Annotated in this window: 13 protein-coding genes; 11 read left to right on the plus strand and 2 right to left on the minus strand. The window is 46.3% G+C overall.

Annotation, left to right across the window (positions count from 1 at the left end):
* The 8 genes from VN429_RS06735 to VN429_RS06770 form a co-directional block, all read left to right on the plus strand.
* A partial coding sequence (locus VN429_RS06735; RefSeq protein WP_325631257.1) for a hypothetical protein occupies positions 1-187 on the plus strand: 187 nt, incomplete at its 5' end.
* A 69-nt stretch (positions 188-256) separates the two neighbouring features.
* The gene (locus tag VN429_RS06740; RefSeq protein ID WP_109969887.1) at positions 257-382 is read left to right on the plus strand and encodes a desulfoferrodoxin FeS4 iron-binding domain-containing protein; all 126 of its coding nucleotides are present in this window, start codon (positions 257-259) and stop codon (positions 380-382) included.
* Positions 383-386: 4 nt separating this feature from the next.
* Positions 387-725, plus strand: a complete 339-nt coding sequence (locus tag VN429_RS06745; protein ID WP_109969888.1) for a carboxymuconolactone decarboxylase family protein — start codon at positions 387-389, stop codon at positions 723-725.
* Between the two features lie 2 nt (positions 726-727).
* Entirely contained in the window at positions 728-1,387 is a 660-nt protein-coding gene (locus VN429_RS06750) for a peroxiredoxin (protein WP_325631261.1), read from the plus strand.
* A 40-nt stretch (positions 1,388-1,427) separates the two neighbouring features.
* A complete protein-coding gene (locus VN429_RS06755) occupies positions 1,428-2,042 on the plus strand; it encodes a flavodoxin family protein (protein WP_325631263.1) in 615 nt (204 codons plus the stop codon).
* Positions 2,039-2,659 (plus strand): flavodoxin family protein, encoded by a 621-nt coding sequence (locus tag VN429_RS06760; RefSeq protein ID WP_325631265.1) that lies wholly within the window; start codon positions 2,039-2,041, stop codon positions 2,657-2,659. Before VN429_RS06755 ends, VN429_RS06760 begins: the two co-directional genes overlap by 4 nt.
* A gap of 70 nt (positions 2,660-2,729) precedes the next feature.
* Positions 2,730-3,800: a ribonuclease H-like domain-containing protein gene (locus VN429_RS06765; RefSeq protein ID WP_325631267.1), complete on the plus strand. Its 1,071-nt coding sequence runs from the start codon at positions 2,730-2,732 to the stop codon at positions 3,798-3,800.
* The gene (locus VN429_RS06770) at positions 3,787-6,039 is read left to right on the plus strand and encodes a DEAD/DEAH box helicase (protein WP_325631270.1); all 2,253 of its coding nucleotides are present in this window, start codon (positions 3,787-3,789) and stop codon (positions 6,037-6,039) included. Before VN429_RS06765 ends, VN429_RS06770 begins: the two co-directional genes overlap by 14 nt.
* 27 nt (positions 6,040-6,066) lie before the next feature.
* On the opposite strand, the gene VN429_RS06775 is transcribed toward VN429_RS06770, so the two are convergent.
* Positions 6,067-6,480 (minus strand): hypothetical protein, encoded by a 414-nt coding sequence (locus VN429_RS06775; protein ID WP_325631272.1) that lies wholly within the window; start codon positions 6,478-6,480, stop codon positions 6,067-6,069.
* Between the two features lie 220 nt (positions 6,481-6,700).
* Here VN429_RS06775 and VN429_RS06780 point away from each other — a divergent pair, with 220 nt between their 5' ends.
* Genes VN429_RS06780 through VN429_RS06790 form a run of 3 tightly spaced genes read left to right on the plus strand, consistent with a single transcriptional unit; the run spans position 6,701 to position 11,900 of the window.
* Positions 6,701-7,402 carry a vWA domain-containing protein gene (locus VN429_RS06780; RefSeq protein WP_325631274.1) on the plus strand — a complete coding sequence of 234 codons (702 nt, stop codon included), beginning with the start codon at positions 6,701-6,703 and terminating at the stop codon, positions 7,400-7,402.
* A gap of 48 nt (positions 7,403-7,450) precedes the next feature.
* Positions 7,451-8,212 (plus strand): PP2C family serine/threonine-protein phosphatase, encoded by a 762-nt coding sequence (locus tag VN429_RS06785; protein ID WP_325631277.1) that lies wholly within the window; start codon positions 7,451-7,453, stop codon positions 8,210-8,212.
* A 10-nt stretch (positions 8,213-8,222) separates the two neighbouring features.
* Entirely contained in the window at positions 8,223-11,900 is a 3,678-nt protein-coding gene (locus tag VN429_RS06790; RefSeq protein WP_325631280.1) for a hypothetical protein, read from the plus strand.
* On the opposite strand, the gene VN429_RS06795 is transcribed toward VN429_RS06790, so the two are convergent.
* Positions 11,802-12,323, minus strand: coding sequence for a DUF308 domain-containing protein (locus VN429_RS06795; RefSeq protein WP_325631282.1), 522 nt, complete (start codon positions 12,321-12,323; stop codon positions 11,802-11,804). The genes VN429_RS06790 and VN429_RS06795 overlap by 99 nt on opposite strands.
* Positions 12,324-12,366: the final 43 nt, after the last annotated feature.

Here is a 12,366-nt window from a genome sequence, read left to right on the forward strand (position 1 = left end):
AAAGGTCGGCCCAGGAAAATACGTCTGTGTGGATTGCGGAAAGACATACGAGATGACCGACGCTGAACAGGATCTGAGACACTGTCCTGCATGTGCATGTGAGATGTACGACTGTTTCCCGATTACTCATATCAGGGATGACGTAAAAACTCCGGAAGACGCAACGCATCCCCCGAAGCGATCATAACCCGCTTCGACCTGTCCCGGCAGGATTCCCGGTATTGCCTTATGAATATCTCACCCCAGAGGAACATAAATGGTTAATGTATCAGCGGAAGGACAGGTCTTTGAATGCGAGATCTGCGGAAATGTGGTAAAAGTTACCGAAGTCGGAGGCGGCGAACTCATCTGCTGTGGCGAACCGATGGTTCTGCAGGAGTAATACCATGACAGCAGGAATTGATGATCTTGAAACAAAGATCGGAAAAGTACCTCGTGTTTTCAAAAAGCTGGCCGAAACCGATCCAGATTTACATGAGATGATCCTCAAACTCGACCAGTATATCTGGGATGACGGGGCACTATCTCGTAAAACCAAGAAGCTGATTGCTATAGCGATTGCTACCTCAATGAGGGATCAGCACGCTATCAGGGCACAGATGGCTGGAGCCAAGAACCTCGGAGTAACCAAGGACGAAGTTGAAGAAGCTCTGAGGGTGGCGTACCTACTAGCCGGCATGCCGGCATATGTAAACGGGAAGATCGTTGAAGAAGAGGTTATGTGATAATGAATTGTGATGAAGAGTATGAATGCGACTGTATCAGCCTTCCCATTCTTGGGGCCCCGGCTCCTGATTTTGAAGCGTTAACAACCCAGGGAACCATTACCCTGTCAGAACTCCAGGGAAAATGGGTGGTTCTCTTCTCCCACCCTGCTGACTTCACACCTGTCTGCACAACGGAATTCATAGCTTTTGCCCAGGTATATGATGAACTCAAGGCTATGAACACTCAGCTCATCGGGCTATCCATTGACAGTGTTCACTCCCATATTGCCTGGATAAGAAATATCAAAGAGAAGATGGGCACTGAGATCCCTTTCCCTGTTATTGCGGATCTTGATATGAAAGTTGCAACTCTGTACGGAATGGTTCATCCGGGCCAGAGCAGCACAGCAACAGTGAGGACTGTCTTCTTCATTGATGATAAAGGGATACTCAGGGCAATGATCTACTATCCCCTCAGTAACGGGAGATCAATTCCAGAGATTGTCAGATTAGTAAAAGCTCTTCAGGAGTCTGACAAAGAAGGAGTTGCAACACCAGCGAACTGGCAGCCCGGGGATAAAGTAATTGTTCCAGCTCCAAAGACTGTCGAGGAGGCAGAAAAACGTATTACTGAAGGATACGATTATAAAGATTTTTACCTCTGCTTCAAAGACTCTTAACCCCTCTTCTTTTATCTGGTAACCGCCAACACTGGATGATATGGGGATCAGTGTTCTTGCCATTTCTGGAAGTCCTCGCAGACACGGCAATTCTGAACAATTAATGGACTGGGTTCTTTCATCGATGGTGAATCAACCAGATGTATCAGTCCAAAAGATCACCCTTGTTGATGTAGATATCAGGCCATGCCGTGGCTGTAATGCGTGTGAAAAATTGAATCGGTGTGTTATCCGTGACGGCATGGATCAATTGCATGATCAGATCATACAAGCAGACTGCATCATTGTATCATCACCGATCTACTGTATGAGTGTTTGTTCCCAGGTAAAAGCACTCATTGACCGGGCACAGGTCTTTAGATCCCGCAAGTATGTACTAAAACTACCGGTTGTTCCCCCTGAGCGGAAGGGAAAACGACTAGGACTCTTTATATCCTCTGCCGGCCAGGACTGGAGTTATGTTTTTGATGCCGCTATTCCTGTGATGAAATGCTTTTTTCATGTGATAGAAGTCAGGGATCGCGATATTGAATATCTGATGATCAATCATGTGGATGAGAAAGGGGCAGTGCTGAACCATTCGACTGCACAAAGAGATGCAATGAAGAAAGGTTCTGAGATAATCTCTATACTTAGGGAGAGGCTATCTGCATGAGCGGGAGTATTAGAGTTATCGGAGTGCTTGGCAGTCCTCGAAGGCATGGGAATACTGAGATGTTACTTGATACCTTTTTGAAAGGTGCAGCAGAAGCAGGAGCAGAGACTGAAAAAATTATTCTCAGCAAATTATCATACTCTTCATGTAAAGGGTGCAATGCCTGCCATAAAACCGGGGAATGTATTCTAAAGGATGATGTTCACCCAGCTTTTGAGCTAATGATAAGCGCTGACTGCCTGGCCATCTCATCCCCAATCTACACCATGGGTATAACTACCGAACTCAAAGGATTAATTGATCGTGCCCATTATGTCTGGGTCAGACATTACAAACTTAAAACCCATCCACTCCCCCAGGATAAAATGAAGCTCCACAGGGGCTATTTTCTCTCAACAGCGGGAATGGATCGGGATGACGTTTTCTCAACTGCCTTTCCTATGATGACCGCATTGTTTAATATATTCGGGTTTTCCTACTGCGAAAACATCCTCGCAAAAAATATGGATGGGTATGGTGGAATAGCCGGAAACCCGAAGATACTCACTGCAGCATACGAGAGTGGGTCAAATGCAGTAAAAGGAATTCTGGCTAAAGAACCGTGTAAAAGAACTTGAATCTGATCGATTTTCACTTTCACCCTGTGCCCTTCTTAATTTATATACCACTACGATGAGGTATCGGTAGATGCAGGGAACAGATCTCGTCTCGGTGAGCCAGAGGTGGCAGGCACGAATAACTGCTTCACCCGACTACGCGATAGTCCCCCATGACAATGTATTTCGCATGGGGCTTCATGCCTCTGCGATCGGGGAATCTACCTATAATCATTTTGGGCAATACTATCGCGAACTTTGTCGCAAATATACCGGGATTCCTGTTGAAGATGCTATCCCGGGATCATCAATCATTAACGAAGACGGAGAATGTTACCTTGTTCAGAATATACGGCCAATGCAACTCTCCTCACATCATCAACCGGATCAGGCAGTTCTGAATGAGCTCAGGCTTGTCAGGGGTATCGGCCCAAAAGGAGAGAATACCCTCAGGCAACGTGGATGTAAAACAATATCAGATCTTTTTCACCACCGCAGGTACCAAAGTAAGGCTGCCCATGTACTGGAAGTACTGAATGCGGGTCCAGCCAGTGCAACACATCTGATCAGATCACGGCTCGGCCCATCCCATCCCCTTGGCCTGATAGCGTCAGAAGGATTTACCCCTGAAAAGATCAGGTTCCTGGATCTTGAAACTCTGGGCATCTTTGGCAGACCGGTCATTCTCTTTGGCATCGGATGCCTTAGTCCCAAAGGGCTGACAATCCATCAATTTGTACTCAGGGATATTACTGAGGAACCAGCAGCATTGACCGCGGTCAGGGAACTTCTGGGTGGCGCCGATGCACTGGTAAGTTACAACGGAAGAAGTTTTGATCTCCCATACCTGAATGAGCGATGTGCATACTACGGGTTCGATCCCCTCCCAAGTCTCCCCCATATAGACCTGCTCCACTACGCCCGGAGAATGTGGAGGGAACAGATTCCTGATTGCAGGCTTTCAACAGTTGAACAAAAATTCCTGGGTGTTGAACGTGAATTTGATCTTCCCGGAATGTTAGTTCCTGAGTGGTACATGAAGTACCGCGAAACCGGTAACTGTGGTCCACTAGTGCCTATCGTCAGACATAATGAACAGGATATAGCAAGCCTTCCCCTCCTCCTCAATCTTCTCAGGAGTAAAGCACGTGAGTGTTGCTGAATTCCTTGAGATCATCGGAGAAAACCCCAGGTTTTCACGTTACATAGCACACATTAAAGTCATTCCCGGACATGATGCTGTTTTTGGAGAGTTACTTGAGCCACTCCCGGAACCTGTTGAAAAATACCTGAACAATATCGGTATCAGACTTTATTCTCACCAGGCAAAAGCCATTGATGCAGTTAGTTCAGGGCAGGATACCATCCTATGTACTCCCACGGCATCAGGAAAGACACTCGCTTTCCTTCTCCCATACTGCCGCATGAGAATGCAGGATCCCTCGTCCACTGCTCTTGCTATCTACCCGGCAAAAGCGCTCACCAGAGATCAACTTGCAAATGCAAAAACAATAAGTGAAGCAACAAAAATCCCTTTTAATCCTGCCATCTATGATGGTGACACTCCCCGTCACGACAGACCTGCTATCAGAAGCAAAGCTGGTCTCGTTCTTACAAATCCGCACGAGATCCATCATATTCTGCCCTGGCATCACCAGTGGTCAGTCTTCTTTTCACACCTGAAATACATCATCATTGATGAAGCACACCAATACCGGGGAATATTTGGGAGCCATATGGCACTTTTGATAAGAAGGCTGCTTCGGATCTGTGCACATTATGGATCTCGCCCAACCTTCTTCCTCTCTTCAGCAACCCTGGCTAACCCACATGAGTTTGCAAAAGAACTCATCGGACGCGACTTTCAGGTTATCGATAAGTCAGGAGCACCGGCAGGAGTCAGGTACTTCATACTTTATAACCCGTACATCGGAGGATTTGCTGAAAAGTCAGTATATACCGAGAGTGCAACACTCCTTGCGTCGCTCGTTGAGGCCGAACTTCAGACACTCTGCTTTACCGGCTCTAGAAAGATGACCGAGGTGGTAACAACATGGGCAAGGGAACGTTTGAACGAAGGAAACTCTAGCCGGAACGATAAAATTGCTGCTTATCGTGCAGGTTATCTCCCAGAAGAGCGAAGAAACCTCGAACAGCGGTTGAAAAGTGGAGAACTGAAAGGTATTGTATCAACTAACGCCCTTGAACTGGGAATTGATATCGGATCTCTCGATGCAGTTGTAATGACCGGTTATCCCGGGACCATGATGTCAACCTGGCAGCAGACTGGAAGGGCAGGGAGAGGAGCAGGTCCTTCACTAGCAATTCTTGTCAGCTTTCAAAATCCTCTCGATCAGTATTTCATGGATCATCCGGAGGAGTTCTTTGGCTCGTCCCATGAACATGCCATCATCACCACAAAAAATCCCTATATTCTCTCTGGGGAGCTTCTCTGTGCTGCAGCAGAGCTCCCTCTCAATCCGGATAGTGATTTGCAATGGTTTGGAAACGGCATACAGGAACACATTGACGCATTTACCGATGCTGGTCTGCTGACAAAAACAAATCGCGGTTATGTGTATTCAGGGCGAAAAAGAGCGGTTGAACTGGTGTCTCTATCAGGTACAGGGGAAACATGGACGATCGAAGAGAGAGGGAGAGTGCTTGAGACAGTGGATCTCGGTCAGGCCTGCAGGGAAGCACACCCCGGGGCTGTCATAATTCATCAGGGTGAGAAATACCTGGTGAGCAGGTGGGATCACGAACATCACCGGATCCTTGCCGATGCAGCAGATGTGGAATATTACACACGGCCAAATCAGCAGACCACCGTTACAATCATAAAAGAATTAATCTCAAAACGTATTCCCGGTGCTGTGCTTCATCTAGGTGAAGTAGAGGTATCAGAGACCTGTAATGGATATCGTAAGATTATCAGGCAGACAACAATCGGATCTGAACCTCTTACCCTGCCACCGATTACTTTCACAACATCAGCACTCTGGATGGTTTTTGACCCTGACACCATAACAAAAATCAGTGATGAGTCTTGCGATATACCAGGAACACTTCATGGTGCTGAACATGCCCTGATCGCCATGACCCCGTTCTTTGTCCTCTGTGACCGGTGGGATCTCGGTGGCCTCTCTACTGCTATAGATCACCAGACCGGCTCAGCAACGATATACATTTATGATGGATATGAAGGCGGAGTAGGTTTAGCAGAACGTGCGTTTGAACTCTTTTTGGATATATCCAGGATTGCTGCAACCCTTGTTACTGAATGTAAGTGCGCATCAGGATGTCCGGCATGCATACATTCACCAAAGTGTGGCAATGACAATCAACCGCTCGACAAAGCTGGGACTAGCATGTTGCTCAAAAAACTGGCAGGTCTGTAAGTGTAAAAAATAGGGAGGGATGATGGATTATTTCTTTGTTGGTTGGGGCTGGCAGGCACCAGTCTTCTGCTTATAATGTTCTGTGATCTTATTGATATGTGCAATCTTATCCATTTCAGGACCATAAAGGGCATACCCCCTTTTATCAACACCAACTATCCGATATGTTTTTTTGAGAACATCAGGAACTTTTGCTGAGGGAATCCGATTCATGCTCATAAAATTCTCAATCTGTACCTGGAAGTGTTTCTGAAGAAGAGCACGCATCTCGGTGATCATCACCTTGAACTCTTTGATGTCTTCCATATTCCAGGAACGAATCTTCACCTCAAGTTTTTCAATATGCTCAATAACTTCCTTGCTATTTTCGATGTGCTCATCAACAGCCTGTGCGAGTGCCTGCTCTGCCATGTCAGCACTATTTATTGAATCATAATCCACAGATACCACCTCCGGAGCAGAAAACTACTTATTAGTTCTATCTTCACAATACATCAATATTGTTCAATTGCAATAATCTGTGAAAATGATGAGAAGCATAATAATATCTTAATATTTATTCCAGAGGAGTCACATTTTATAATTTCCCCTCATAACGATAGAAAATTTTACCTTTGTTTTGCCACAGGATTATATACCCTGTCTGCTGACGAGAATACTGATGGATTCTGATACCCTTGAGCAGTTAGTTGATATCCCGTACCCACAGCATCCTCATTGTGCGACGGTTCTCGTCCTTGATACCTCAGCTTCCATGAAAGGGGCAAAGATAGCTGAACTGAATGAAGGTCTGAAGATCCTGTCAGATGAACTCATTCAAGATGATCTTGCAGCTAAGCGAATTGATCTAGCGATCATCTCCTTTGGAAGGAAGGTTGAAATTATTCAACCATTCACCGGAATTAGTCAGTTTGAACCTCCAGAACTGGAGGCTGGAGGGTATACACCGATGGGAGCGGCCATACTTGAAGCTGCTTCAATCATCGAGAAACGCAAGGCTGAATACCGTGAAACGGGAGTTGATTATTACCGTCCCTGGATATTTCTGATTACTGACGGGCAACCGACAGACATGTCACGGGGCGACGCCAGATGGCAGGAAGTGATCCAGGTGATCCATGGCGGTGAAGCAGACAGGAAATTCCTATTCTGGGCACTTGGAGTTGATCAGGCCAATATGACAGTTCTGCGTGAACTCTCTCCCCCAAACCGTACACCACTTCAGCTCAAAGAGGCACAATGGTCTGACATGTTCCTCTGGCTTTCCCGCAGTCTTGCAAAGATATCAGACTCACGTATCGGGGAGCAGATAAGCCTTGAAAACCCAACCGGACCTGACGGATGGGGTTCAGTTCCCCTCTAATCACATAATGCCAGTATTAAAGCAGAACCTGAAATCCTGGAGAGGTATATGAGTATCAGAATATCTGGATCTTCTGTCAGGGGAAACAGACACATTCAGTCTGATCAACCATGCCAGGACGCATATGCTGCTGTGTGTTCAGAAAATATATGGGGAATTGCAGTCGCTGACGGACTTGGAAGTGCCAGGCATTCAGATGCAGGAGCCCGAATTGCAGTCGATACTGCATCAAAAGTAGTAATTGCTGATTTTGAAAATCCTGATATTGCAGTTGAAGAACGGATAAGACAGGCATTTCTCAAGGCACGAGAGGCGGTCATTAAAGAAGCAAATGAACGGGAGATTAACCCTTCAGAGTTCGCATCAACGTTGATCGTGGCCTTTTATTCTGATGAGAGGATCACCCTCGGACATATCGGAGATGGCATTGCAGTAGGCACAAGGAAAGGTCAGGCGTTACTCCTGTCATCACCAGGCGATAGCGAATATGCAAACGAGACTGCCAGTCTCACACAATCAGACTGGGAAAATCAGTTACGAATAACTCCTTGTTTTGAAATTGATCATGTAATTATCGCAACAGATGGGTGCCAGGGAGCTCTTGCAATTAAACGGGGAGGGAGTTATCAGCCTCATGAACCATTCATACTCCCACTGCTCTCATTTATTGAGAAAAAAATATCAGCAAACCTGAATCCAGAATCTGACATCACCACGTTGCTCTCCTCCAGAAAAATGCAGGAACTTTCAGGTGATGATAAAACCCTGGTGGTCATTTTCAGGGAGCAAATACCCAAAGCAGAGTCCTGAAGGATAACCAATGGCTGCACTCTTTACCGGTAACAGCCCGCCACGGCTCAAGGTAGATCGTGACCTGATTCCGGTTCGGAGTATCCCCAGTGTAAAGACTGAGATCCTCACAATAATGAATGACGGAGGAGGAATCCTCAAGGGAACTGCAATTTCTGATGTGAGTTGGATCAGGATACCTAACCCCCGTATTGAGACACCTTTTATTGTTCCTTTTAGAATCGAGATTGTACCTGGACGAGCCTCACCAAATATCCCGCTAAAAGGCGCAGTTACCATTATTACAAACGGAGGAACGGTAAAGATCAGGGTTGAATGCAATACTCTGCCTGCAATAAAACCATGCCTCACAGTTGATGAGCGTCAGTACCAGTTCTGTAACCTCAGAAAAGGGGAAAATTTCTCTTTTGATCTTATTGTCCGCAACACGGGAAGCGGACTTATTAGCGGAACTATTGAATCCGAGTCAGACTGGATAGAAGTCAAAACCCGGACACTCTGGACACAAAAAGCTCAGGCAGTTCAGGTGACAGTCCATACTTCAAAGGCACCAGGAGTACACCAGCCAACAGGAAAAATCAGGATAAAAAGCACAGGAGGAGACCTTGAGGTCCCTGTCTCTGTCAACTTCCGAGGCGGAGATGGCCCAGTGTTGAAACTCTCACAATCCCGGATAAGGTGTTTATGGGATAAGAAGGGGATCATCGAAGAGACACTAAAGATTCAGAATGAAGGCCGTGGAATCCTCAGGGGAACTATCCCGGCACCGGCTCCCTGGATAAAAATCCTGCCATCGATCTTCTCTGTTGAATCAAGCAAAAAAATTCTGCTCAAAATTGATACCCGGATGCTCACATCTGACAGGAGCATGAGCGTTCCGGTTCAAATCATCACCAATGCCGGCACACAGATCCTCACCCTTGATGTCGTTCCCGCAAGACGCACCCCGGTACAGGTTAAAAAACCTCGGACATCTATAAGGCAGCAGCCACGTGTCAGGCTCACTGCCTATGAACCTGGTGGGAAGGTATGCATCCTAATCTCAACAGGAAAAGCAGGAGGGGAGGGTGAGATCTACTTTCTGGCTGAAGATGAAACAAAGTGTGCCAAGATCTTTCATCCTCATCGAAGGACACAGGAGATCGAAGAGAAGATTCGGGCAATGATTGCTACCCCTCCAGACAATGAATTACTGCAATTCTTGACCTGGCCACTGGCGCCTCTTTTTGATCTTCCAGGAGGGGGAAAGATCATCGGATACATCATGCGTCGTATCCCTGATGAGTATCGATCTGTCCATCTCTGGTATGATGAACCACAGGAAAAAGAGAAGAGAAACCTCCAAAATCGTATTGTTGCTTCACTACAGCTTGCCAGACTGGTGGCAGGTGTTCACAAAGCAGGGCATGTAATTGGTGATCTACGGGAGAATAACCTGCTCATCAACAAACGCGGTGATCTTGTTCTTATTGATACAGACTCATTTCAGATCCGTGACAAAAACAGCAGACGAACTTTCTGGAGCCGGGTTGGAACAGGTGAGTACCTCCCTCCTGAACATCTGGACGGATCGTTTGCAGAATCGGGATGTGATCGTTTGTATGGTGATCATTTTGCGCTGGCTGTTCTCATCTTCAGGTTTATGATGGACGGGGTTCATCCATTTCAGGCCAAAGGCCCGCTCGTCAGGGATGCACCAGCAACTACAGATAAGATATTGCTCGGATACTTTGCATTTGAGAGCCGAATCACCGGAATATCTCCCCCAGATTATGCACCCCCATATTCTTCTCTTCCATCTTCGTTTCAGACACTTTTTAGGGAAACATTTGTTTCAGGGCTTCGTGATCCTCACAAAAGGCCTGGTGCTGCACATTGGGAAACTATGCTTTCTTCACTCATTCCCAGGGAGAAGAAAGACCAGGAGACAACGAAGCAGAGGGTAGTTGATCAACAAAAGCAAGATACGCGGATTACTCTTGACAAGTGGAGTGATCCGAATAAACTGAAAACAGATAAGAGCGGGATATTATTTCGTACTGAAGCCGGGATCATCACCTCATTTGTGCCAGGTACACAGGTGTTCCTTGTTCACAATGGGATCAATCTGCCAAAGTTAGGTGCAACATATCCACATGAGATTCCAAAGTCGCTTGTTGTCCCGCTGCAGGTTGTGTACAGAGATAACTTGCCAGTAGGGTGGACAATTCAGGCAATTGACCAAGGAAGATATCATCCATGGCATGTGGCTGCCGATCCAGAAAGTAGACGAGAGAGATTTGAGGGAAAATTTTCCTTCAACCGCCGCCTCGCTGCTTGCCGCAACCTGATGGCTGCACTCATGTCAGCCAGAAACCATGACATCAGGGATGTGTACCTCTCTGAACGGACTGTATTCGTTGGCCCTGACGCCTCGATCAGATTACTTATCCTTCCAAATAGACCAGGAGAGGGTTCGTCTGATTTAAAGAAGATTGTATCACCTGCAATCCTCATCTTTAGAATGTTGATGGATGGATACCACCCATTCCATGCAATAGGAAGCCGTACTACCGGAGCAGGATCACATGAACGGCGAATGGCAGCAGGTCTCTATCCATGGAGTGATGAGGATCCTGCTCTTCGCCCACCACCACAAGCCCCATCTATCAGGACACTTCCAAAACCTCTCATCGATCTCTTTGATGTAGAATTTCAAGAACTCAAGGCAGATCCAAGGGATAATAAAAAAATCGAAACCTGGTTTAAAGTACTTGATCAGGTGTTCCAGCAACTGGCCTGTTGCGATTCAAATCCGGACCACTGGTATCTTCCAAATTCTGAAGGGTGTCCCTGGTGCAATCTTAATTACCGAAAATCCGGGCATTTTTATATCTACACCAAACAGAAAAACCTTTCACCTGTCGTTTTCTTACTCATGGCTCCAAAAGTAGCAGGACTGCTACAGGAGCGAAACAGACGCAGACGAACACGAACACGAACCTCTACCCGTGCAGAACCACCACGCTGGGTAACCATCCCACTCCCTCCTGAACGCGTAACCCGGATTCTCCTTCCAAAAAAGAACTGTATTCTTACTCTCGGATCAGGCAAAGGTATGCGATACCTGCCTATTCAATACACCAGACCATGGATTGCATGTATTCATCGGTCAGATGATCCGAAAAGGGATTTGAAGATCCAAATACACCTAAAACTCCAGGATGAGAACTCTGAAATGATCCATCCAATATCCATTCAGGGAATGGATGACATTACCCTTGTCGATGAGATGAGATGGGTCAGTACAATGGACAGGCTCAAGGGAGAAGGTATCGGCCAGCCGCGGAAAAAAATCAGGATAAAAACCCGGGATAAAACCCAGAGGAGAAGAGCAATAGAGGTCATGCTCTATCCCATTGATCTTCATATCCCAAAAAAAGCCATCGATGAATCAGATATATCAAAGCAGGTCATTTCAAATCAGGTAAAACAAACATCAAAAAGAGGAGCGAGAACAAGAATCAGATCAAGACTCCAAACGATCCTCAAGGATTTCATCTGGGGAGGAGATCTGGATCTATCACCTCCTGTGCCTGATGAAAATAGTTCAATACATACATCTGGGTCTGAAGAGGCTCATAAGACCAAAAATAAGAAGGTAACATCCGACGAAGAAGACCATAATCTGCATTCCCTGGACCGGTGAAACAAGCAGAAAAAGACCGACAATAACAGTCAGGGTTCCACCAAAAAGGGCCAGAATATAATAGAGTTTGTCTGCTGAAAAGCGGGAAGCTAGCAGGAGCTGGCCAGCACCAAGGAAAAACATCCAGACACCGAGAAATATTCCAAGCACTGAAACAGCCAGATCAGGCGAGACAAGTGCGGTAATGCCCAAACAGAACCCCAGAATACCAAGGATAAGCAGGGCTAACCCAAATCCAATTCCCCGCATCATCGCACCAGAGATGATCATGCCAACAGATATCACCAGTACAATTGCAGAAAGTACTATTCCAATAAGACTTGTGACAAACGGAGCAAAGAGAAGAATAATTATTCCAATGATCAGTGCAATAAACCCTGATGAACGTTGACTCTGTGGTGTCGAAACCCAGACAAACTCCATGGACAGATATTTGCCTGGTCGCTATTTCTGCATAACGATATAC

Origin of the sequence: Methanospirillum sp., from assembly GCF_035560735.1 — an archaeon.
Classification (GTDB): domain Archaea; phylum Halobacteriota; class Methanomicrobia; order Methanomicrobiales; family Methanospirillaceae; genus Methanospirillum.